Raw genomic sequence first — 23,791 nt, forward strand, 5'->3', positions numbered from 1 at the left:
TTTCTACTCTATACTTTAAGTAGTACCACTGATTGTAAAATCATCAGATCTTCTTGCAGAGAAATACTGGCTTGTAGTTTTCTTGTTATTGTCAGTGATTTTTATGGACTACCAGAAAACATTGAATGTTACTGATTGAATTACAAGAACAAGCAATGAAGTATCAATACATAAGGTTATGAAATTAATTGCTAGTTTTTCTTTTCAAGAATTAAACGCGTTCTCTGAAAAAGCTGTTAATGAGTTTTATATAGAAAATGGTTTCAGAAACGATAAATAATTACAATTTAGTAAATTTACGGCCTGAAAAACAGGCCGTTCTTATTTTATTCTGGTTTTTCAGGCCAGCTAATATCTGGCGCTGATGAAATGTCAACCCGGCTGAGTAATACTAAATACTTTTTCCAATCTATCAACAATAGCTTTTCTTTTTCTGAAGCTAGCTCAGTATCTACGCCATGTTGTAGCAATGTAACTGTTTCATTCGCTTGTCGTAATAGTGCTACCTGCTGCTTTTCTGCCTGTTTAATCTGGCTATCCTTTATAATATATTTGTCAGTTACCCACTGTTTACCATCCCATTTATCAAAATCAGTGACAGGTTGTTTGAATGTCAGAGATTCTGGTAGTTCACCTAACGAAGTAATTTCATATTGTTCTAGGGTTTGCGTGTTATAAACTATTTTTCCTCGGTGATCAGGTACTATTTGCCAACAACTTTTATCTTCACTGCGGCAAATAGCCATATCATCAGAATCTGGAAGTTCTGGTGCATCTGGATAGGAATTGGCAGGAAGTCCCACTCCTTCCATTAGATATTCTGGTCTAGCGCCAATAAATTCTCTGGAATAAGGCTCTGCATGGTAGATTATCAACCAACCAGCCTTGGTTGCTAATCCGTTATTTCCCAATATTGTGGTTTCTGGTTCTAGGGAATATTTTTGTTTCTGTGTTTTCATTACGCTGCTCTCACTATGTAGTTAAATGCGATATTACGGGGACGTACTCTAAATGTAGATAATGAAACTACACCAGTAGGATTTAATGGGGTCGAAAAATATTGGCCGCTCCCAAATTCTGCTTCCTCAAAATCACTAGCCATAATTTCTGATGGATAATTACTTGAAAAACGATTAATAGGAGGAGATACTAATAATCCCATATTTTCAGATTCAGCATGAGTGTAAAGATTAGGTAACTTTGTTGAATTCTGATGAGATAATATTTCCCTCCCAGAATCAATACTTCTCCCATTATCCCAACCTCGAATAAATTCACCACGTAAATCAGGGAGTGTACCAGAGGGATATGCTTCCCCTAATTTAGGGTATATAGATTTGTCAAACTGCTGACCACTACAAATAAGATAACCTGCTGGTGCAGTTGACTTAGACCACGGTAGCGGAATACCAACAAGAATATCATCCTCTGTTAATATTTTACGTTTCCCCCTGAAGTTACCACTCTCATCGAAAGCGTAAGTAGAAATGCTGAATGCTTCTGAATAACCCCCATACCCGAAAGAAAGCCCGCGAGCGTGCTGAGAGCTATCAACGCCAGGATGAGCTATATGAATTGCTAATGCCCCCAGATTATCAATTCCATTAGGTCTCAAAAATCCCGAACGGCCCAAATGACGTGAATTAGGATCATCATAATAGTTTGCAGTTTTAGCTAATATATAACCTGATGTTTTTGTATCCGTATTCAATTGAATAAATCGACTGTCAGACTCTGATTTAGAATAATGCTCATTAGCTATTGCAACATAGCCGTTCTTTCGAGGGAGTTGAACAACATTTATATTTGAGGAGTCAGACTCACGATATCCTATTGCACAAAAAGAATCTGCTTCATGAGAAGTGGTTTCTATGAAGACATATCGACCATCGCTCTTTGTTAGTGACAAACTGGAATAATTTCCACCTGTTTTAATATTGTGATTGCCTGATATGAGTGATTCAGTTGAGTCTTTAGGAAGAGCATTTTTCGCCAAATTCACCGTTTCTATCAAACCAAGGTTTTTCACAACGTCCTAATCCGTGATAATTTCTACAATAATAGTCTCCTATTGGTATTAAACAGGATTAAACATGGCAAAGATTGGCTATATCCGGGTATCAACAAATGACCAAAACAGTGATTTACAGCGAAACGCTCTGATGAGTATAAATTGTGAACGTATTTTTGAGGATAAAATCAGTGGAAAAACAGCCAATAGACCAGGTTTAAAACGAGCTTTAAAGCAACTTAAAAAAGGGGATACTTTAGTTGTTTGGAAACTGGATCGACTAGGACGTAGCGTAAAAAACATGGTTACTTTAATTTCTGATTTAAGTGAACGAGGCGTTCATTTTCAAAGCCTGACTGACAGTATTGATACCAGTACCTCTATGGGACGATTTTTCTTTCATGTTATGAGTGCACTGGCTGAAATGGAACGAGAATTGATAGTTGAAAGAACAAATGCAGGATTGATAGCAGCTCGTGCTCAGGGAAGAATAGGTGGCAGACCTGTATCATTCTCATTTGCTGAACAGCAACAAGCCGCAAGATTGCTGGCTAAAGGCCACTCGCGGAAACAATTATCATTGATTTACAACACATCGTTATCCACGATATATAAATATTTTCCGGTAAATAAAACGGATTATCGATCAACTTAATATTTTAGATTCAGCTAATTAAACGTTTACTTAGACAACAGATTACCATCAAGCATGGATTTACACATCTGAAAAAATTAATTTATCGACAATGAAAAAACTATCAGTACCTGGAAATCATCAGGTAAACTCGACCAATGAAGTTAATTTCATCAATTGCACAATCAAAGATCACATCACTATCACATACCCTGATTTTACCGACCGGGATTTTTGTGATCTTTTTAATACTATGCATTCCTTCAATATCAATTAACCATAAACCATCCTGAACATCAGGTTCTTTTGTATCCAACAAATACCAAGTGTTATTGTTATCTACAATGAGAGGTTTTCTTATTTCTCTGGCAATAAGTTGAGTATCTAAAGTCACAGGGTTGTCAGCGTTCAACTTTCCACCAACTAATTTAACCCGCTGTATTGTCGGAGTGATAATGTTTTCTAAAGACTCCTTTTTCTTTTCTCCATCAGGGAACATTTCTCCTTGCCCAGTGCTTAGCCATAACAATGAAGCATTGGTTTCAAGGTTGCATTGAATAACCCAATCTGCTGGAAAGCTATCTCTTAAGTACCGGTTTGCCATTGTGCTTTTAGACACACCTAGATGGTCGCTTAGTGCTTGACGTGATTTAAACCCATATGCACTAACAAGGCGTTCGATAGCTTGTTTTCCTCCACTATCTGCACCCATTTTTATCTCAGTTACATTTTTTTTCATTTAAAGTACAGTTTAGTGAGTTTTTCTTCTCCACAACGCTCTCTAATTAAAGAGCTATAGTGATTCCAAATAAATTTACTAGATCCAACGAATGATATTGCATCATGGGCATCTAAATTTCAATCTATATACTTTGTGAAACTATACAATCTAAATAAATAGCAAAAATCTTCTAAGCAATAAAATAAGAAAAAATTATTAATTACAACGGATTGTGATAGGAAAGAAACCTTTTTAATCATTAATTATTTCAATAAAAACAATAATTAATATATTAACACTATCAAATATAGTTCTTAAAAAAGATAAAAAATCCCTTTAATTTTTTCTAATCAACGTGTACTGTCCTTATATACAGTTATGTTATGCGGGGGTAAGTTTGTCAGTGGACTTTCTTATGGAATCAGTAATAGCGCAACGTATTAATTTTATTGCCAGAATGGCAATAAGCTGTGAATGTAATCATATTGAAGATAAAGAGCTAGCTTTGACTTGGATTGCAGAATTATCGACGCCACTTACGAAACAACTTATTAATTGTCACGAAACACGTGAAGAATAAATGCGACAAATAAACAGTACGCATGTGGAATTTTTGTATGATAAATAATCTAGAGTTTCTAAGTTGGTTATGATTGTATTGAAAAATTAGCCACTGAAAAGTGGCTTCTTGCTTTTCATTTGTACTATGGCTCTAACAATGTTGTTTCATTGTTTTCCCTCTTTTATTGGCATACCATGGTACTCTAATTTAACAATATTTCTTGTAATAGAGAGTACCTAATGAAAATAATTGCACAGCAAAATGATACTGTTGATGCCTTGTGCTGGCGCCACTATGGCCGAACTCAGGGTATGACGGAACTTGTTTTGGAAGCTAATCCAGGATTGGTTGAATTGATATTTAAAAAATTTCCGGAATTGTCCGAATCTGAATATAGCGTAATCCTGCCACATGGCACTGAAGTTGAAATGCCTGAAATTATGCCAACTGCAACAAAACCTATTCTGCAACTCTGGGATTAAAGGTAATGAATGGACGTGAATACAACCATGCCATTTATGGTGGTGTTAGTTTGATTGTTTTTTCAAAGGATTATCACTCTATTTTTACCAGCGTTGCCAAGAGTATGGCTTAATCTACTGGCCTTTTAAGAGCAAATAAAACCTATCCGCATTTTGCAGGATATTCTGGAAAAAAATTGTAACTGTATTGTTTTCAACATTCGAGCAAGAATTATCTGTAATCAACTTACTTTTAGTATCTTATATCCAGCATACGATTAGACAATACAACATTGAAATTCCTTAGATTACTGCGTTAAGCGTTGATAAAAAAACCACCTACAGATTATTAAAAAGCCTTTCCCTTTAAGGAAAAGGCTTTTTAATTCATATTGTTATAGTTTTCACCTTCCAAGAAATTTGTCTGACCTTTCCTACAATTCGCCTTTAATGTCTACCGCTACCTTTAATGTCATTCTTCCAAACATAAACCCATAACTACCTACATGGCATTTTTCCGAATATGGATACACAACTAACAGAACTTCTACGCTTATTACGTAACCTGATCAGAACTGGTGTTGTTACCGAGGTAGATACTCAGCGAGGAATGTGTCGAATTGCGACAGGTAATCTCGAAACTGACTGGAGACCTTGGTTGACAATGCGAGCGGGTAATTCCCGTACTTGGTGGGCTCCCAGCCGTGGTGAGCAAGTTTTGCTATTATCTGTTGGCGGTGAATTGACCACATCCTTTGTATTACCGGCTGTTTATTCTGATCAATTTCCAGAGCCATCGACTCTCCCTACAGAAGCTGACCATATTGATTTTCCAGATGGTGGATTACCAGCCGTTTATTCTGATCAGTCTCTGGCATTACCGGTTCGTTCCGAACAAGCTGTTCATATTGTATTCCCTGATGGAGCAGTAATGGAGTATGAGCCCAAATTCGGTGCTTTAACGGTAAAAGGTATTAAGACTGCCAGTGTGAAAGCTGCAAATTCCATAACACTTGAGGCAACGAATATAACACTAAAGGCATACAACAAAATTGGATTGGAGTCGTACAACGAAATTGGGATAAATGGATACAACAAAGTTGGATTGGGATCGTACAACAAAATTGGATTGGATTCAAAAAACGAGATTGGACTAGAAGCACTTAATAAAATTGGATTGGACTCAAAAAACGAGATTGGACTAAAAGCAGGAAAAGAAATGGGTCTGAAAGCGTCAAAAATTAAATTGGAAGGTGATGTTGAAAATACAGGCGGAAAACTCAGTTCTAACGGCGTAACCCTACATTCGCACCAGCACACCGGCGTCATGGCAGGCGGTGCGACAACAGGAGGTCCAGTATAATGATGTACCTTGGAATGAATCGACAAACCGGTCGTAGCCTGACGGATCTGGATCATGTACGCCAGTCTGTCAGCGACATCTTACTAACCCCTGTTGGTAGTCGTTTGGAACGGCGCACTTATGGCTCTCTGCTACCTGAATTAATTGACTGGCCACAGAACGCGGCTCTACGCCTGCAAGTCATGGCTGCCAGTTATACAGCTATTAGCCGCTGGGAACCACGAATTAATCTGACAGCTATCACCATAAATACCCAACAAGACGGCAAAATGACAGTAGATATATCTGGTCATTATCAGCTGTCCCCTGGGGTGTTTTCTCTATCCATCCCTGTGAGGTAAAACAATGCCGACTATTGACCTGGTAGACCTAAGCCAACTGCCACCACCTGATGTAGTAGAGCCACTGGATTATGAAAGACTATTAGCTGAGCGTAAAGCCAAATTAATATCTCTTTACCCTGAAGAACAACGGGATGCTATTACTCGAACACTAGAGCTGGAATCCGAACCTCTGGTTAAGTTACTTGAAGAAAATGCTTACCGAGAATTGATATTGCGTCAGCGGGTAAATGAAGCGGCTCGTGCAGTGATGCTGGCCTATGCAACCAATGGCGATTTAGACCAATTAGGAGCGAATTATAACGTTACTCGGGCAGTTATGGAGCCTGATAGTACCTTCCGTAACCGTATCCAGAGAGCCTTCGAAGGGCTAAGTGTTGCAGGGCCGATAGGTGCATATGAATATCATGCCCTTAAAGTTAATGAAGGTATTAGTGTTAATAAAGGTGATGGAAAAGGTAAAGGTGAATATCAAACTGTTGCGGATGTTTCTGTCATCAGTCCATCACCGGCCAATGTGACCGTCACTATTTTGTCACAGAAATGGATATGGGAAAAAGATAAGGACGATAAGGAAGATGAAACACATAACGGTATACCTTCACAAGATTTACTGGATCGAGTGGTTATAGCACTCAATGACGAAGATGTCAGACCGGTTGCTGATCGGGTAAAAGTGCAACCAGCCCAAATAATGGAATATCAGATTGATGCTGTGCTCTATCTTGAGCCAACACCTGAGTCTGAGCCTATTCGTAAATTGGCTGAAAAAAATATGGGGAAGTATGTAGAAGATCAACATAAGTTGGGAAAGGATATCCGGTTATCCGCCATCTATGCCGCGCTGCATGTAACTGGGGTAAAACAGGTAGAATTGAGAGTTCCGACGAACGATATAATACTGTGTAAAGATCAAGCTCCTTATTGCACCAGTGCAAAATTAGAACTGCGTAAAACCCAAACTTCTGATTGCTCCAGGCCAAATCCAGATCCAATAGTGGGAGGTTATGATGAATGACCGCCTGTTGCCAACAGGTTCTACCGTTTTGGAGTTGGCTGCTGCTAAGGCATGTTCGCAACTGCAAAACATAGAAGTACGACGACTTCGCAAACTCTGGAATCCTGACACTTGCCCTCCAGAGTTTTTACCTTATCTCGCATGGGCGTGGTCGGTTGATCGCTGGGATGAAAACTGGTCGGTGAGTACTAAGCGGGACGTGATAAAAAACTCGATGTTTCTGCATAAACATAAGGGAACTATTGGTGCCGTCCGTCGCGTGGTAGAACCGTTAGGCTATCTCATTCAAATAAAGGAATGGTGGGAGAACAACGAAACACCAGGCACATTCCGATTGGCGATAGGGGTACAGGAAAACGGCATCACCGAAGAAACTTTTTTAGAGTTGGAACGGCTAATTTCTGATGCCAAGCCTGTTAGTCGTCATCTGATAGGTTTGTCAATCAATCTGGATGTTAAGGGCGAATTTTATTGCGCTGCGACGAGTTATACTGGAGATGACCTCACTGTTTACCAATATCTCCCTGACGTCATCACAACTAGCGACAATGCTCTTTTAGGGGCTGCAATTCATTTGATCGATACAGATACATTGAGGGTTTCACCATGAAATACTTTGCAATTTTAACCAAACTGGGAGCGGCGAAGCTGGCAAATGCTGCTGCTTTGGGAACAAAAGTCGATATTACTCACATGGCTGTTGGTGATGGTGGCGGTAAATTACCTGATCCTGATGTTAATCAGACACAGCTAGTTAATGAAAAGCGTCGGGCCGCAATTAATACATTGAGTGTTGACCCAGTAAACACTAACCAAATTATTGCCGAACAGATTATCCCTGAAGGTGAGGGTGGTTGGTGGATGCGTGAAATTGGTCTGTTTGACAGTGAAGGTAACTTGATTGCGGTGGCAAACTGCCCGGAAACCTATAAACCACAATTACAGGAAGGTTCGGGTAGAACACAAACTGTCAGAATGATCTTAATTATCAGCAATACTGATTCAGTAACACTGAAAATTGATCCCTCTATAGTTCTGGCAACTCGTGAATATGTAGATAGTTCTATTCTGAAACATGAAAAAAGCCGCAATCACCCAGATGCTACGTTGACAGAGAAAGGTTTTACAAAACTCAATAGTGCAACTAACAGTAATGATGAAACCACAGCGGCAACACCCAAAGCAGTAAAAGCAGCTTATGATAATGCTAATAGTAAATTGGCAAAAAACCAAAACGGAGCGGATATCCCAGACAAAAATGCTTTTGTGAAAAACCTTGGTTTATTGGAAAAGCTAATTCCGGTCGGTGTACCACTTGCCTGGCCGACTGAAACACCGCCAGAAGGATGGGTTCCGTGTAATGGGGCGGCCTTTGATAAGTCGAAATTTCCAGAGTTAGCCAAGGCTTATCCTAGTGGTAATTTGCCCGATTTACGGGGTGAATTTATCCGTGGCTGGGATGCTGGGCGTGGCGTCGATCCATCTCGTCCATTATTAGTATGGCAGGAAGGCTCTTATTTGCTACAGGAAATTGCTGGTCAGCCTGCTGATAATGTTATTAATTTCTCGATCAATGAGCGCACAAAGTTGCAGTGGGATTCTCCTCAGCCACAACCTAACGGTATTTCATTAAGAGCTAGAGCTGTAGGTGCAACATCGACTTTTACTACCAGTGCAAATTACATCGGAGTATCAAGGCCGCGCAACGTAGCATTTAATTATATTGTGAGGGCCGCATAATGAGTACATCTGTACTCGAAGAGATCCCGGTGGGAATACCTCTTCCTTGGCCGACTAACATACCACCAAATGGGTGGGTAAAATGTAATGGAGCAATCTTTGATAAATCTTTATACCCACAATTAGCAGAAGTTTATCCTAGTGGTAGATTGCCCGATTTACGGGGTGAATTTATCCGTGGCTGGGATGATGGGCGTGGGGTGGATGTTGGCCGATATCTACTTTCCAATCAATTAGCAGATATTGCTCCACATAATCACAGGCTTAGCCGAATGTGGTCCAACTCAAATGCTGGAGCTGATGGTTTGGGTACACCGAGCTATATTCTCAATAGTGTCACCAAAGATGCTAACTACGGATTTGATGGCCGTGGATTGGGTATCGCTACCGGAATTGGAAATGGTGGCTTCGGTTATATGGACGATGCGATTCTTGCTTCAACAGGAACAGAAACACGTCCGCGAAACGTAGCATTTAATTACATTGTGAGGATTGCCTGATGAATAAGGCTGTACTGGATAAAAATAATATTGCCATCAGTACCGGAAGTATCGTTGTGTTTAATTACGATGCGATTACGCTGGAATATCTAAACAGTACTGATGAACATCTTTCCGTTGGTATTGGTCTTCCTGCCAATTCCTGCACAGACGCACCACCTGATATCCAAGAGGGCTATGTCGCCTGCCGTTCATCTGATTTAACCGGTTGGCAAATTGTGCCAGATTATCGAGGAGAAATGGCTTATAACACACAAACTGGGGAACCACAGGAAATCATTAAACCCGGTGAATTACCTGAAGCACTGACGTTCAAACAACCTGCCTCCGATTTTGATAAATGGGATGGTGAAAAATGGGTAATGGATATTGAAGCTCAAAAAAACAGTCAGATTGAACAAGCAGAACTACAACGAGTCACTCTTCGCCAACACGCTAATGAAGCTATGACTTTATTACAATATTCTGTTGAGACTGAGATGGCTTCAGACGCAGAGAAAGCATTATTGCTTGCCTGGAAAAAGTATGTGGTATTACTGAGTCGGGTTGATACTTCAATAGCTCCAAATATTAATTGGCCACAAGTACCAGAATGATAAAATTGTCAAGACCGGGTACTCTCTTGCTCTCCGGTCTTTTCTCAATTGTAAAAATAGCTGATTAGTTGAGGTAAAGAATAAGGCCGTAGGGCCTTCATGAACTTCTATACCATCCCATCAACTTAATATATGAGTTAGTAATTGGAATCACTGCGTTGGCACCAGTAACTTCTGTATTACCTGAAATTGTATGGTTATGTGGTCCTATTGATACCGTATGGGTATGGGCGCCATCAATGCTAGTGTTAAATTTGTAATTGTCAGAATCTGTCTTCGCTGACCCAATATTGTTTCTAGAATCGTCATAATAGCCATAACGCCCACCAGAAGTTTCACCCCACCCGCTATCATGTTTGTGCTCTCCGGTGGTATTGGTGGTTCGAGTACCATAATCAAATATGTCTGTCATTCCTGAAAATATATGATTATGTGCTGGCATTTGCGCCACTGTCAGAGTTATCAAATCGTTACCACCTATTGACAAAATATCAGAGCCATTAGCGCTAGCCAATCGAACTGTTTTATTTTCATCAATATATTTCCATGTAGTACCTGGAAACAGTACATTTGGGTTTTTATTTTGAGCAAACCAAACCACAATTCCTACAGGATATAGTGTGTTAATAATGTCTTCCATCAAACCAAGATTTTTCAAAACTCATTATTCTGTGAAATTTCTGAAAGGGTAGTCTCCTATTGGTACTCAACAGGGTTACATATGGGAAAGATTGGCTATATCCGGGTATCAATAAATGACCAAAACAGTGATTTACAGCGAAATAAGTTGATATGTATAAATTACAATCTATTTTTGTAGGAAAAATCTGTGAAAAAACAATCAATAAATAGGACTAAAAATTTCCAACAGCAAGAAATATGCATTGATTTATAGAGGCTTCATTTCCTGCTATTTATAAAGTGCTTACATTTAAATTGTTAGAAAAAATAATAACTTAACCAACCTAATTTGTATCATCTGCCACACATTTCTAATCGAATGATTTAATAACTTGGATACTTCAACATAGCGGGACACCTTAATAGGAGAACCGCTAATATGGCACAAGATTATCATCATGGCGTCCGTGTGCAGGAAATTAACGAAGGTACACGCACCATCACCACAATTAGCACCGCTATTGTTGGTATGGTCTGTACTGGTCCTAAAGCAGACGCAGAAGCTTTTCCATTAAATACCCCGGTTTTGATTACTGATGTTTCTATGGCAATTGGCAAAGCGGGTGACGCCGGTACATTGCCTCAGGCACTTAAAGCTATCGCAGACCAGGCTAAACCCGTTACTGTTGTTGTCCGTGTAGAACAAGGTGAAACGGAAGGTGATACCACCACTAACATCATTGGTACTACGACTAGTGAAGGTAAGAAAACTGGCATGCAGGCATTGTTGGCAGCACAAGGCCAATTAGGTGTGAAGCCACGTATTCTGGGGGTTCCTGGGCTGGATACAAAAGCTGTTGCTGTTGAACTAGCGAGTATTGCACAAAAACTAAGAGCAATGGCTTATATCAGTGCTTATGGTTGTAAGAATAAAGAAGAAGTTGCCGAATATCGTAAAAACTTCGGTCAGCGAGAAGTGATGCTGATTTGGCCTGATTTCTTGAGTTGGGACACTGTTTCCAAAAAAGAAGCTACCGCCTATGCTACTGCCCGTGCACTGGGCTTGCGGGCAAAAATTGATGAAGAAACAGGTTGGCATAAAACGCTGTCGAACATCGGTGTCAATGGTGTGACTGGTATTTCAGCAGACGTATTCTGGGATCTGCAAGATCCAGCAACTGATGCTGGTTATCTAAACGAAAAAGGTATCACGACACTTATCCGCAAGAACGGTTTCCGTTTTTGGGGTTCCCGTACCTGTGCTGATGACCCATTGTTCCAGTTCGAAAGTTATACCCGCACTGCTCAGGTGCTGGCTGATACCATGGCGGAAGCACATATGTGGGCAATCGATAAGCCACTGACTGCTTCACTGGTACGAGACATTATTGAAGGTGTTAACGCCAAGTTCCGTGAATTGAGGTCTGGGGGATACATCATTGATGGTAAATGCTGGTACGACGAAAATGCCAATGATAAAGACACTCTGAAAGCGGGTAAATTGACCCTCGATTACGACTACACACCTGTACCACCACTGGAAAACATGATGTTACGCCAGCGTATTACAGATCGTTACCTGATGGATTTCGCGAAAAGCATAAACGGCTAAGGGGACACAGATGGCATTACCTCGCAAACTTAAATACCTGAACTTATTTAATGACGGCAATAGTTATCAGGGAATAGTGGAAGAACTTATTCTGCCTAAGCTGAGTCGTAAACTAGAAACCTATCGTGGCGGTGGTATGAACGGTAGCGCGACTGTGGACTTGGGACTGGATGAAGGTGCATTGGATGTTGAATTTACTCTGGGAGGTATGGAAGCTCAGCATTATCGGCAGTGGGGGATAACTAAAGCTGACGGCGTAATGTTACGTTTTGCGGGTTCCTACCAGCGCGATGATACCAATGATGTGATTGCTGTTGAAATCGTGATGCGTGGCCGCTTCCATGAGTTTGACCATGGCACTTATAAGCAAGGGGATAACACTCAGACCAAAATCAGCGCTAAAAACACCTATTTTAAACTGACATGGGATGGTGAAGTTCTGATCGAAGTGGATACCGTTAACATGGTTGAAATTGTTAATGGTGAAGATCGTCTGGCAGATCATCGCCGCGCTATGGGTCTTTAATCTAATCGGATAAACAAGGTTGAACCATGACAGAAACACTCATTACTCAAAACGACGAGCAGCGTACAATCGTATTAGAAGAACCACTTGCACGTGGTAATAGCAACATCACTGAAGTGGTGGTGCGCAAACCTAACAGTGGAGCGCTGCGTGGTGCTCGGCTACAGGCTTTGCTGGAGATGGATGTGGACTCAATGATGTTAGTTTTGCCACGTGTTACCACTCCGGCTCTCACTAAAAGCGACCTGTTGGCAATGACACCGGGCGATCTGATTAATCTCAGTGTTGAGGTGGTCAATTTTTTGTTACCGAAGTCGGCGAAGTCCGGTTTCCAGACCGACTAACCGTAGATGACTTGGTGGCAGATATTGCCACCGTTTTCCACTGGTCTCCGGCAGTGACAAGTGAAATGTCATTGACGGAATTACTGGACTGGCGACATCGGGCCATCTTACGAAGTGGTGCAGAAAATGAGTAATACACAGTCACAGCTTAAATTGGTAATACAGTCCGTTAATAAGCTGACCAGCGTCTTGAAATCCACACAGCAAAATAATAAAAGGTTGGCGGATTCCATCCGGCAAAACCGTGGTGAACTCAAGCAGTTAAATCAGACTTGTAAAGCGGTTAAACCTTATTCTGCTCCTGAATATGCGCAGGAGGCTGCGCATGACAGTAGTAAAAAGGAAGAGAGTCGCGATGGAAGTCGCTATAGCAAAATTAAAGATCTTCGTGATCGTATTAGCCAGCATGGTGCTAATGCAAAATCGGCAGGTGTTAAGATACTGACAACCAGCAAAAACTTTTTAATGCCGGGTTACGATCTTAATGCTCAAATGGCCAAAATTCGGGTACAAACTAATATTGAAAAAAATTCTCCTGAATATGCCATGTTGCTCAATCAAAGTCGTGAGATGAGCAAAAGTACCGGAATTGATGCCAGCAAAATTGCGCAAGGGCAGAGTCTTTATGCCTCTGCCGGTTATTCCCCTGCTCAGATAAAAAATATGATGCCCGGTACGGTATCAATGTCACAGGCTAGTGGTGCAGATTTCGCCGCTACCATTGATATTGGCACTAATGTGCTGGAAGGGTTCAAATTACAATCCGAAGAGATGAGCCGTGTGAGTGATGTTTTAACGGCAACGTTTACTGGTTCAAAAACGACGTTGGCGGCATTGGGTGACACCATGAAATTTGTTGCGCCGACCGCTTCTTCTTTGGGGATTGATATTGAAACGGTTGCTGCTGCTACCAGAAAGCTGAGTGATGCCAATATCAAAGGAAGTGAAGCCGGAGAGATTCTGAGCAGCGTGTTGGGACGGTTGGCTGAACCGCCTAAAGCCGCTGCCGCTGCATTGGCGCAACTAAGTATCAAGACCCGTGATGCTAAAGGTAATTTACGGCAATTACCTGACATCCTCGCTGAATTGGATGATAAAACACGGTCAATGAGCAGAGAACAACGTATTGGTTATTTCACCGCAATTGGTGGTGAAAATGCCGCTCCTGCTTTGAATGTGTTGGTGGATCAAGCTGGGCAAGGGGGATTACAGGCATTTATCACTAAATTAAAGAGTGTCCAGGGCGAATCCCAAAAAGTTGCATCTATAATGACGAGCAGCCTCACTGGTGATATCCAAAAACTTAATGCTGCCTGGAGTGATCTGGGTGTTCAGATGTTTTCCAGCGCAGAAGGTCCTTTAAGGGGAGTCACTCAGCAAGTGACAAATGTGGTCAATAAAGTCGGTGAGTGGATGGAGGCTAATCCACGCTTGGCTGCAACACTTGCGACTATCACGATGGTCGTTGGAGGGATGTTAACTGTTTTTGGTGCATTAGCGCAGGCGATCGCTTCAATATTACTTCCATTAGCTGTAGCGAAATATAGTCTTACCCTCTTTGGCAGTATTGGTGTGAGAGCTTTTGGGTTAGTTGGAAATGCTCTGAAAATATTGGGAAGTACTATGATGATCGTTGGTCGTTTGATGATGGCTAACCCAATCCTCGCTATTGTTGGTTTGATTTCTATGGCTGCTGTTTATATTTGGCAAAATTGGGAAACATTGGGGCCGAAATTTTCTCAGCTTTGGGAAAATATTAAAATCAGCTTGAGTGAGAAATGGGAATCAATTAAACAGAGTGCCTTACAAATTTGGGAGAATATTAAAACTAATATAAGTGATGCTTGGGAGTTAATTAAACAGAATACATTGGATATCTGGGAGAATATTAAAATATCGATCTCGGATAAATGGAATGAAATTATTGCTGATGTAATGAACCTACCCAGTAAATTTAAAGAGGTTGGTACAGCGATAATTAACAGTTTGTTGGAGGGGATTAATGAAAAATGGGAGGCATTGAAAAAGAAACTGACCTCATTGTCTGAGTATATCCCTGATTGGATGCGGCCAGGGGAAGATATTTCAAAAGGTGCCGGTAATAACATGACTTCTAATGTCAGCTCGGTTCTGCCTAAACACGACAAAGGTGGAATTATTCCAGCTGGCGGATTTGGTATTGTTGGTGAATATGGACCGGAGATTGTAACAGGCCCTGTTAATGTTATTAGTCGACGTCAGACTGCTAAACTTGCAGCCGCAGCTGCGTTTTCTTTAAGTGTGATGGCGCCTTCTGCGGCAGCCAGAACAGCACCGTTGCATATTCAGAGTTTACCTGTTCAGGCGTATCCACAGATTCAGGAAAAAACAGAGAAGCACCAGATACAGTACCTTAGTGAATCCCCGGTCTATCATATAAATATCTATGGCGCTCCAGAGCAGTCTGCGCAGGATATCGCTGCAATGGTCAGGCGCGAACTGGATGATCGGGACCGTAAGCAGCAAGCTCGTTTACGCAGTTCGTTCTCTGATAGAGGAGAATTCTAATTATGATGGCAGCACTGGGTTTATTTGTTTTTATGTTGAAAACCACGCCATACCAGAGCCTGCAATATCAGCAGTCATGGAGACATGCTTTTAATAGCCGTATTGGGCTTCGGCCCGCCGGGCAATTTCTGGGGCCGGATAATGACACAATGATACTTTCAGGCTCGTTATATCCAGAAATTACCGGTGGTCGTTTATCATTGGTGGCTCTACAGGTTATGGCTGATAGCGGCAAAGCCTGGTCCTTTATAGATGGTAGTGGTACGGTTTATGGCATGTTTGTCATTGAGAGTATCGATCAGACAAAAACGGAACTTATGTCGAATGGCGCTGCTCGCAAAATTGATTTTACTTTGAAGTTGCGGCGAGTTGATAGTTCCTTGGGTGAAATGTTCGGTGATCTTCAGAATCAGTTCTCTATGCTTACAGAAAATTTGGTGGGTAGAGTCAAAGAAAGAGGTATTGGATGATGTCTGAATTTGACAGGGTTCCTGAAAAAGGCAGTGCACCGGGATTTCTTCTAGAAATTGATAATAAAGATATCAGCGGGCGCATTCAATCGCGCCTGATATCACTGACGATGACGGATAATCGCGGTTTTGAGGCCGATCAGCTTGATGTTGAACTGGATGATGCCGATGGAAGCTTGATGTTACCTTCTCGAGGTAATGTGATTTCATTGGCATTAGGGTGGCGTGATCAGCCACTTATAGATAAAGGGCGTTTTACCGTGGATGAAATTGAGCACAGTGGAACACCGGATAAATTAACTATCCGTGCCCGTAGTGCTGATTTTCGTGAATCTCTCAATATGAGACGTGAAGTATCTTATCATGAGAAAACGATAGGTGAGATTGTCCATACTATTGCCGCCAGAAATAACCTTACCGCCGATTTGCATAAGGATATAGAGAAGGTATTTATTAATCATATCGATCAGACAAATGAGTCTGATGGTAGCTTTCTTACCCGGTTGGCAAATCAGGAAGGGGCAATTGCCTCAGTAAAAAATGGCAAATTGATATTTATTCGGCGAGGACAGAACAAAACAGCCAGCGGTCAAGTTATCCCTGCATTAGTGATCACTCGTCGGTTAGGGGACAGCCATAATTTTACTCTGTCTGATCGTGAGGCTTATACCGGCGTGGTGGCAAATTGGTTAGATACCCGTAAACCGGAGAAAAAACACATTTTGGCAGTTAAGCGAGGTACTGGTAGCTCAAAATCATATCTGATTGGTAGTAAGGATAATGTACTGGAGCTTTCCCGTGTTTATGCTGATGAAGCCAGCGCTAAGCGTGCTGCCAAAGCTATTTGGGAAAAAATACAACGTGGTATGGCGACATTTTCAATTCAACTGGCTCAAGGGCGTGCAGATCTTTACCCCGAAGTACCGATAAAAGTCATTGGTTTTAAACCTGAAATAGATGAAACGGAATGGACGTTAACAAAAGTTACTCACACGATGAATGGATCTAGCGGTGGTTTTACAACTGCGCTGACTCTGGAATTAAAAATTGATGTTCTCGACATGAAATAATTGTTCTTTAAATAAGATCATATTGCTATATTGTTCTTGGAATGAGATTTCATGTTTTAGTTAAGGGTAATAAATATGATCAAGTGTCCTCTTTGTGGTGAAGCTGCTCATGCACGCAGCAGCTTTGAGCATTCCAGTCAGACAAAAGAACGTTACAACCAGTGTCAAAATATCAATTGTGGTGCAACCTTCGTCAGCCATGAAACATTTGTTCGCTTTATTTCCAAGCCGGGTGAAGTGATCAGTGTGAAACCGCATCCAAAAGAAAAGCCTAAAACTCAGTTGAATTTGGCTTGAAGAGTCACAAACTAGCTGTGTTAGCTGTAAATGTTTGCCACCGATAGGTGGCTTTTTGTTGCGTTTTCGATTTGCTATATCTTGCTGCTAGTGACGTTGCTAAATATCCTATAAATAATTAATAAATTCACTTGCGTCTCCGGTCATATTTTGTCAGCTTTAATGTAATCAGAATATCTAATTGACACTCACCAAAGCAGGATAATAATGATGAAGAATGTGGGTTTTATCGGCTGGCGCGGTATGGTCGGCTCAGTATTAATGCAACGTATGATTGAAGAGCAGGATTTTGATATTATTCGTCCAGTATTCTTCACAACGTCACAACACGGACAGTCGGCTCCTGATTTTACTGGTCAACAAGGTACATTACATAATGCTTTCGATATCGAAGCTCTTGGTGCTTTGGATATTATTATTAGTTGTCAGGGTGGAGATTATACTAATGAGATTTATCCAAAGTTAAGAGCAACAGGTTGGCAGGGATATTGGATTGATGCAGCTTCAGCGCTGCGTATGAATGATGATTCTATCATTATTCTTGATCCGGTTAACCATGCTCATATTCAGGAAGGTCTTAATAAAGGTATAAAAACTTTTGTTGGTGGTAATTGTACCGTTAGCCTAATGTTGATGTCTTTGGGCGGTTTGTTTGCTAATGATTTGATTGAATGGGCTTCTGTTGCGACTTATCAGGCAGCTTCTGGTGCTGGAGCTCGTCATATGCGTGAACTTCTGGTTCAGATGGGATCTTTGCATGCTCAAGTAACAAAAGAACTACAAGATCCGGCATCTGCTATCCTGGATATTGAAAGAAAAGTGACAGATTTCACTCGCAGAGGTTCTTTACCAACAGACCAATTTGGTGTACCACTGGCAGGTAGTTTGATCCCATGGATTGATAAACAGCTTGATAACGGTCAGAGCCGTGAAGAGTGGAAAGGGCAGGCAGAAACCAACAAGATCCTCAATACCGGTAATAATCTTATTACCGTTGATGGTTTGTGTGTCCGTATTGGTGCTTTGCGTTGTCACAGCCAGGCATTTACTTTGAAATTGAAAAAAGATATTTCGATTCCTGACATTGAGCAATTACTGGCTGCGCATAATGACTGGGTAAGAGTGATCCCAAATGATCGTGAGCTGAGTATGAGGGAATTGACCCCGGCAGCGGTAACAGGCACATTGAATACTCCTGTAGGGCGTTTACGCAAGCTGAATATGGGCCCGGAATATTTATCTGCTTTTACAGTAGGTGACCAATTGTTGTGGGGAGCAGCAGAGCCTCTGCGTCGTATGCTACGTATCTTAGCTTAATCGTTTTAATCTATTTATTTATGTAAAAATCCACTCGTTATTCGGGTGGATTTCTCTATATAGCATTTAATGGTTCTGTTAATTGTTTCTTTATTGGTTTATTTTTGTTATATTCCATAAATTATATTTATGATTTATATCTGCCTAGTAAATCATTTTTATGAAGATGACGGGAATGGAACAAGATAAATTACTGAGTTTAAAAGTAAGAGAATTAAGAGAGTTGGCAAGAACGTTATCTTTTCGCTATATCAGTCATAGTAAAATCAAAATAGATTTTAATTCAGATGTAAATCTTTTTATAGAGGATATATTGGGACGGGTTCGTGTTCATTGTTTATCTTCAAGTGGTGCAATTGAATTAATCCAATTTGAAATAGATCACCTGAAAGAGCAAGCTTTCTATTTAACAGCGAATAGAGTAAAGCAATATGCAATAATTGAAAGGGAAAAAGAAAAATCAAGTTTTTTTACTCTTATGTTAAAGCAAATTGGATTTGTTGCTGGTGGTACTCAACTTCTTACTGGGTATACAGTTTGTAAAGCTTCCTTGGGGTTAGCATGTGCTTCATTCGGTGCTCCAGTAATGTCTCATGGATACAATAATATTGTTGAAAATGGATATTATTTACTGTACAGAGAAAATATTAATGGTGGTGTTAGAGAAGGATATAGGTATATTGCTAACAAAATTGGCTTAAGTGACAAAGATGCGGATATTGCTTATGCAACTGTTGATTTAGCTCTTTCAGGATATGGCGTTTTTAGAAAAGTCTTGAAGCCAAGGGAAAAATCCTGGAGTTTATTTAGAAATATCAATAATGATTTTACCAGAGGGTGGAAAGAAATGGATATAATTAGCTTATCAACAGAAGTTGCTGCTGATTCTTATACTGCTTGGGGTATTTATAAAATACAAGAGGAAAAAGAATAATGGATTTTACTGATATTATTATTTCAATTAAATCATCATGGCTAGATATATTATATTATATTATTATGTTTTATCTATTCTTATATTATTTGTTTTATTTATTATGAAAAGAATTGTAAAAGAAAGTAGTAATAATGTTTTTATTGTTTTTGGTGTTATTTTTGTTCTTATATTATCTAGCATTCAGTTAATTTTAACAGGATATGAATACGATATACCGTATTTTATTAACTTTAAAAGTGAAAGTATAAAATTTGGTGGTGTTATATTTTCAATATTATATATTTTTTTGATGCCAAGGAAATACTATAAATAACTTTTGTTTTATAAATAGATATTTTAGCCTATATGTAAAGAAAAGTATTTTTCAACATTAAGTATAGAAATGGCAGTTGATGGTGTTACTCTTTGGAGTATTTATAAGATAACAGAAGAAGAGAAATAATATGAGTAAAGAATTAATTATATCTACCCAATCATCTGATCTGGATTTTTTATTATATTTTTTATTTATGATGATTTCTTCTGTTTTTTTATTATTTTTTAAAAAATACACAGAAAGTAAAAAAAGTATTTTTATATTTATAGTTAATCTTTTGTTTTCTTTCTGCACAGATCAATTAATTATATCTAAATTCGGTTATTCCTTGATTCCACCATTTAGGTTTTTAAATTTAAATGATGAGGTAATAAGAATAGGTGCGGTTATATTTTCAATTTTAATCATGATAATGTTTCCAAGGAAGTTTAAATATTCACACTGACCTCTAATGGTAATAATTATGAATTATATCGATGTTACAATTTCCATTCAATCTACTTGGCAGGATATTTTTCTGTACTATCTTTTATCATTAGCGCTTTTGTTTTTTCTTTTTTTCATGAAAATTACCATAGAGAAAAGAAGAAGTTATATTCTCTATGTTCTTGGTTTTTTTATTATAATAATGTTGGGTTCAATTCAATTGTTTATTGTTAAATATGGTGGTTATCATGAGATTATATCAATGTTTATTAATTTAAATAGTGAGGTAATTAGAGTGGGTAGTGTGATTTTTTCTATTTTATATGCCTGCATGTTACCAAGAAAATATTGAAATTAGTTTTAGATTAGATGGTTGTGAAATGAATTTGTTAATGGATAGGATAAGCTTATAATAACTATCTAATTACTGAAAAAATCATAATATGCTTGTTGAGTATTTGTTGATTAAGATAGGAAAAAATATGGATTATATCGATGTTATAATTTCTACCAAGCCCACTTGGTGGGATATTTCTCTTTATTACATTATGTCTTTAGTTGTTTTTATCTCATTTTATTTTATAAAAAAGATTGTGGATAAAAAACGTAATTATATTTTGTCTGTTTTTGTTTCTATTTTAATAATTATATTTGGTTATATACAGCTATTTGTTTAAACTAATATCTGATCAAAGTGGTTTGCTTGATATTTATTACCAATAGAATCAACAGAAGAACATCCAGCTGATATTAACCCTTGTTTTTTTCCCTTTACCGTCATGTAAATCATGTCAGCTATATTATATCCTTAGATTATATTTAAGTGATGTTTTACAGAAACATTAGATAAATTACACTTTATTGGCTATAAATAACAGATAAAAAAGCGCTCATAGAGAATAAATATGAGCGCTTTGGAGATTGCCAAGAATAGCAATTAGATATCAATATTGGCCGCTTTCAGGGCATTCTCTTCAATAAATGCACGGCGAGGTTCAACAGCATCACCCATCAGGGTTGTAAACAGTTGATCAGTGGCAATAGCATCTTTTACTGTCACACGCATCATGCGGCGGGTTTCGGGGTTCATGGTTGTTTCCCATAACTGCTCAGGGTTCATTTCTCCCAGACCTTTGTAACGCTGTATGGACAGGCCACGACGTGATTCTTTGGTTAGCCAGTTCAGAGCCTGCTCAAAATCAGAGACAGGTTGGCGGCGTTCACCCCGCTCAATATAAGCGTTTTCTTCGATCAAATTGCTGAGTTTATCACCTAATTGAGTGATACGATGGTACTCACCACCATGGATAAAGTCGAAATCCAGTGGGTAATCAGTATCGACACCATGTGTACGAACACGCAGAACGGGTTCAAACATTTGGCGTTCACGATTTTCATGGAGTTGATAGCTGTAGCTGCTGCCGTTTTGTTCCCGGTCATTCAGGCGAGCTACCAGCGTTTCAATCCACTCTTGAACTTTTGTTTCATCAGCTAGTGCTTCTTCAGTCAGCCTTGGGTGATAAATTAGGTTGTTCAGTAAACTTGCTGGATATAGACGTTCCATACGTTTAATGATTTTCTTGACACCATTAAACTCTGTCACCAGTTTTTCCAACGGTTCCCCTTTCAGGGCTGGTGTGTGATCGCTGGTGTAAAGTGATGCGCCATCTAAGGCAATAGACAATTGGTACTCGTCCATGGCTTCATCATCTTTAATATACTGTTCCTGTTTGCCTTTTTTCACTTTATACAGAGGTGGCTGAGCTATAAACACGTGACCACGTTCAATGATTTCTGGCATTTGACGATAGAAAAAAGTTAACAATAGAGTACGGATATGAGAACCATCAACGTCCGCATCTGTCATGATAATGATACTGTGATAACGCAGCTTATCCGGGTTGTATTCGTCACGGCCAATACCACAACCCAATGCAGTGATCAGTGTTGCGACTTCCTGAGAAGAGAGCATTTTATCGAAACGCGCTTTTTCAACGTTTAGGATTTTACCTTTCAATGGCAAGATTGCCTGATTTTTGCGGTTACGGCCCTGTTTTGCAGAACCGCCCGCCGAGTCCCCTTCCACTAAGTAGAGTTCGGACAATGCCGGGTCACGTTCCTGACAATCAGCTAGTTTGCCTGGTAAGCCAGCCAGATCAAGAGCCCCTTTGCGGCGTGTCATTTCGCGTGCTTTACGGGCTGCTTCACGGGCACGAGCAGCATCAATAATTTTACTGACGACTGTTTTGGCGTCATTTGGGTTTTCCAGCAGATATTCCACCAGCTTCTCATTCATCAGTGTTTCAACTGCGGTTTTCACTTCGGAAGAGACTAGTTTATCTTTAGTCTGAGAAGAGAATTTTGGATCAGGTACTTTAACGGAAATGACGGCGACTAAACCTTCACGGGCATCATCACCAGTAGCGCTGACTTTGGATTTCTTGTTGTACCCCTCTTTATCCATGTAGCTATTAAGGGTACGAGTCATCGCGGTACGGAAACCCACTAAGTGAGTACCGCCGTCACGTTGCGGGATGTTGTTGGTAAAGCAGTAAATATTTTCCTGGAAACCATCGTTCCATTGCAATGCGGCTTCAACACCGATGCCATCTTTTTCTGTAGAGAAATAGAAAACATTGGGATGGATTGGTGTTTTGTTTTTATTTAAGAATTCGACAAACGCCTTAATACCACCTTCATAATGGAAATGGTCTTCAATATTGGTGCGTTTATCAAGCAGGCGGATAGATACACCTGAGTTCAGAAAGGACAATTCACGCAGACGTTTAGCCAGAATGTCGTGCTGGAATTCAGTGTTGTTACGGAAAGTATCCATGCTTGGCCAGAAGCGGACACGGGTACCTGTCTGTTCGGTTTCACCAACAACTTTTAGTGGGCTTTGCGGCACACCAAGGTGATAAGTCTGTTCATGAACTTTGCCGTCACGGCGGATAATCAGTTCCAGCTTTTCAGACAAGGCGTTAACAACAGAAACCCCTACACCGTGCAGACCGCCGGAGACTTTATAAGAGTTATCATCGAATTTACCCCCCGCATGCAGCACAGTCATAATAACTTCGGCTGCTGAAACACCTTCTTCTTCGTGTATGCCGGTAGGAATACCGCGGCCATCATCCTGTACCGAGACTGAGTTATCGGCATGGATCGTGACGATAACTTCACTACAGTGGCCTGCGAGGGCTTCGTCGATAGCGTTGTCGACAACCTCGAAGACCATGTGGTGTAAGCCGGTACCATCGTCTGTATCGCCGATATACATGCCCGGACGTTTACGAACCGCATCCAGCCCTTTTAATACCTTGATACTTGAGGAGTCATATGTATTCGACATCAACGTTTC

Annotated in this window: 26 protein-coding genes and 1 pseudogene; 21 read left to right on the forward strand and 6 right to left on the reverse strand. The window is 40.1% G+C overall.

Annotated elements, in window-relative coordinates; genetic code table 11:
- Window positions 1-326 precede the first annotated feature (326 nt).
- Both C5469_RS07105 and C5469_RS07110 read right to left on the reverse strand, forming a co-directional pair.
- Window positions 327-959 (reverse strand): tail fiber assembly protein, encoded by a 633-nt coding sequence (locus C5469_RS07105; RefSeq protein WP_166304298.1) that lies wholly within the window; start codon window positions 957-959, stop codon window positions 327-329.
- Window positions 959-2,029, reverse strand: coding sequence for a tail fiber protein (locus tag C5469_RS07110; protein ID WP_166304301.1), 1,071 nt, complete (start codon window positions 2,027-2,029; stop codon window positions 959-961). The genes C5469_RS07105 and C5469_RS07110 overlap by 1 nt, the downstream gene beginning before the upstream one ends.
- Window positions 2,030-2,093: 64 nt before the next feature.
- On the opposite strand from C5469_RS07110, the gene C5469_RS07115 reads away from it, so the two are divergent.
- Window positions 2,094-2,666, forward strand: a complete 573-nt coding sequence (locus C5469_RS07115) for a recombinase family protein (protein WP_166304304.1) — start codon at window positions 2,094-2,096, stop codon at window positions 2,664-2,666.
- Window positions 2,667-2,769: 103 nt separating this feature from the next.
- Here the strand turns inward: C5469_RS07115 and C5469_RS07120 are convergent, their stop codons facing one another.
- Window positions 2,770-3,384 carry a phage repressor protein CI gene (locus C5469_RS07120; RefSeq protein ID WP_166304307.1) on the reverse strand — a complete coding sequence of 205 codons (615 nt, stop codon included), beginning with the start codon at window positions 3,382-3,384 and terminating at the stop codon, window positions 2,770-2,772.
- 397 nt (window positions 3,385-3,781) lie between these two features.
- On the opposite strand from C5469_RS07120, the gene C5469_RS07125 reads away from it, so the two are divergent.
- From C5469_RS07125 to C5469_RS07165, 9 genes are all read left to right on the forward strand, one after another.
- Entirely contained in the window at window positions 3,782-3,946 is a 165-nt protein-coding gene (locus C5469_RS07125; protein WP_166304310.1) for a hypothetical protein, read from the forward strand.
- A gap of 221 nt (window positions 3,947-4,167) precedes the next feature.
- Entirely contained in the window at window positions 4,168-4,410 is a 243-nt protein-coding gene (locus C5469_RS07130) for a tail protein X (protein WP_166304313.1), read from the forward strand.
- 502 nt (window positions 4,411-4,912) lie between these two features.
- On the forward strand, window positions 4,913-5,752 hold the full coding sequence (locus C5469_RS07135) for a phage baseplate assembly protein V (RefSeq protein ID WP_166304316.1): 840 nt from the start codon (window positions 4,913-4,915) through the stop codon (window positions 5,750-5,752).
- Window positions 5,752-6,093: a GPW/gp25 family protein gene (locus C5469_RS07140; RefSeq protein WP_166304319.1), complete on the forward strand. Its 342-nt coding sequence runs from the start codon at window positions 5,752-5,754 to the stop codon at window positions 6,091-6,093. Before C5469_RS07135 ends, C5469_RS07140 begins: the two co-directional genes overlap by 1 nt.
- Window positions 6,094-6,106: 13 nt before the next feature.
- Window positions 6,107-7,111, forward strand: coding sequence for a baseplate J/gp47 family protein (locus C5469_RS07145; protein WP_339413955.1), 1,005 nt, complete (start codon window positions 6,107-6,109; stop codon window positions 7,109-7,111).
- Complete coding sequence (locus tag C5469_RS07150) at window positions 7,104-7,721, forward strand: phage tail protein I (protein WP_166304325.1); 618 nt, start codon at window positions 7,104-7,106, stop codon at window positions 7,719-7,721. The genes C5469_RS07145 and C5469_RS07150 overlap by 8 nt, the downstream gene beginning before the upstream one ends.
- A complete protein-coding gene (locus tag C5469_RS07155) occupies window positions 7,718-8,851 on the forward strand; it encodes a phage tail protein (protein ID WP_166304328.1) in 1,134 nt (377 codons plus the stop codon). Before C5469_RS07150 ends, C5469_RS07155 begins: the two co-directional genes overlap by 4 nt.
- Window positions 8,851-9,351 carry a phage tail protein gene (locus tag C5469_RS07160; protein ID WP_166304331.1) on the forward strand — a complete coding sequence of 167 codons (501 nt, stop codon included), beginning with the start codon at window positions 8,851-8,853 and terminating at the stop codon, window positions 9,349-9,351. Before C5469_RS07155 ends, C5469_RS07160 begins: the two co-directional genes overlap by 1 nt.
- A complete protein-coding gene (locus C5469_RS07165; protein ID WP_166304333.1) occupies window positions 9,351-9,947 on the forward strand; it encodes a tail fiber assembly protein in 597 nt (198 codons plus the stop codon). The genes C5469_RS07160 and C5469_RS07165 overlap by 1 nt, the downstream gene beginning before the upstream one ends.
- Window positions 9,948-10,044: 97 nt before the next feature.
- On the opposite strand, the gene C5469_RS07170 is transcribed toward C5469_RS07165, so the two are convergent.
- Window positions 10,045-10,605, reverse strand: a complete 561-nt coding sequence (locus tag C5469_RS07170; RefSeq protein ID WP_166304336.1) for a phage tail protein — start codon at window positions 10,603-10,605, stop codon at window positions 10,045-10,047.
- Window positions 10,606-11,007: 402 nt separating this feature from the next.
- Here C5469_RS07170 and C5469_RS07175 point away from each other — a divergent pair, with 402 nt between their 5' ends.
- The 11 genes from C5469_RS07175 (at window position 11,008) to C5469_RS07225 (ending at window position 20,449) form a co-directional block, all read left to right on the forward strand.
- Window positions 11,008-12,180 carry a phage tail sheath protein gene (locus tag C5469_RS07175; RefSeq protein ID WP_065821882.1) on the forward strand — a complete coding sequence of 391 codons (1,173 nt, stop codon included), beginning with the start codon at window positions 11,008-11,010 and terminating at the stop codon, window positions 12,178-12,180.
- Between the two features lie 10 nt (window positions 12,181-12,190).
- Window positions 12,191-12,706, forward strand: coding sequence for a phage major tail tube protein (locus C5469_RS07180; protein WP_133814103.1), 516 nt, complete (start codon window positions 12,191-12,193; stop codon window positions 12,704-12,706).
- A 26-nt stretch (window positions 12,707-12,732) separates the two neighbouring features.
- Window positions 12,733-13,050, forward strand: a complete 318-nt coding sequence (locus tag C5469_RS07185) for a phage tail assembly protein (RefSeq protein WP_166304338.1) — start codon at window positions 12,733-12,735, stop codon at window positions 13,048-13,050.
- A 14-nt stretch (window positions 13,051-13,064) separates the two neighbouring features.
- A complete protein-coding gene (locus C5469_RS07190) occupies window positions 13,065-13,184 on the forward strand; it encodes a GpE family phage tail protein (protein ID WP_200905763.1) in 120 nt (39 codons plus the stop codon).
- Window positions 13,177-15,597 carry a phage tail tape measure protein gene (locus C5469_RS07195; RefSeq protein WP_207628819.1) on the forward strand — a complete coding sequence of 807 codons (2,421 nt, stop codon included), beginning with the start codon at window positions 13,177-13,179 and terminating at the stop codon, window positions 15,595-15,597. The genes C5469_RS07190 and C5469_RS07195 overlap by 8 nt, the downstream gene beginning before the upstream one ends.
- A gap of 2 nt (window positions 15,598-15,599) precedes the next feature.
- On the forward strand, window positions 15,600-16,067 hold the full coding sequence (locus C5469_RS07200; protein WP_166304344.1) for a phage tail protein: 468 nt from the start codon (window positions 15,600-15,602) through the stop codon (window positions 16,065-16,067).
- Window positions 16,067-17,137 carry a phage late control D family protein gene (locus tag C5469_RS07205; RefSeq protein WP_422615853.1) on the forward strand — a complete coding sequence of 357 codons (1,071 nt, stop codon included), beginning with the start codon at window positions 16,067-16,069 and terminating at the stop codon, window positions 17,135-17,137. Before C5469_RS07200 ends, C5469_RS07205 begins: the two co-directional genes overlap by 1 nt.
- Before the next feature lie 75 nt (window positions 17,138-17,212).
- Window positions 17,213-17,434 carry an ogr/Delta-like zinc finger family protein gene (locus C5469_RS07210; protein WP_166304350.1) on the forward strand — a complete coding sequence of 74 codons (222 nt, stop codon included), beginning with the start codon at window positions 17,213-17,215 and terminating at the stop codon, window positions 17,432-17,434.
- Window positions 17,435-17,644: 210 nt separating this feature from the next.
- Window positions 17,645-18,751, forward strand: coding sequence for an aspartate-semialdehyde dehydrogenase (gene asd, locus C5469_RS07215; RefSeq protein WP_166304724.1), 1,107 nt, complete (start codon window positions 17,645-17,647; stop codon window positions 18,749-18,751).
- 175 nt (window positions 18,752-18,926) lie between these two features.
- A complete protein-coding gene (locus C5469_RS07220; RefSeq protein WP_166304353.1) occupies window positions 18,927-19,685 on the forward strand; it encodes a DUF4225 domain-containing protein in 759 nt (252 codons plus the stop codon).
- A gap of 446 nt (window positions 19,686-20,131) precedes the next feature.
- Window positions 20,132-20,449: a hypothetical protein gene (locus C5469_RS07225; protein WP_166304356.1), complete on the forward strand. Its 318-nt coding sequence runs from the start codon at window positions 20,132-20,134 to the stop codon at window positions 20,447-20,449.
- A 657-nt stretch (window positions 20,450-21,106) separates the two neighbouring features.
- Here the strand turns inward: C5469_RS07225 and tssD are convergent.
- Window positions 21,107-21,229 (reverse strand): annotated as a pseudogene (tssD, locus tag C5469_RS23525) (type VI secretion system tube protein TssD); the annotation flags it as partial.
- Window positions 21,230-21,367: 138 nt separating this feature from the next.
- Window positions 21,368-23,782 (reverse strand): DNA topoisomerase (ATP-hydrolyzing) subunit B, encoded by a 2,415-nt coding sequence (gene gyrB / locus C5469_RS07235; protein ID WP_166304359.1) that lies wholly within the window; start codon window positions 23,780-23,782, stop codon window positions 21,368-21,370.
- Window positions 23,783-23,791: the final 9 nt, after the last annotated feature.

The organism is Photorhabdus cinerea (assembly GCF_011189575.1).
GTDB classification, from domain to species: Bacteria; Pseudomonadota; Gammaproteobacteria; order Enterobacterales; family Enterobacteriaceae; genus Photorhabdus; species Photorhabdus cinerea.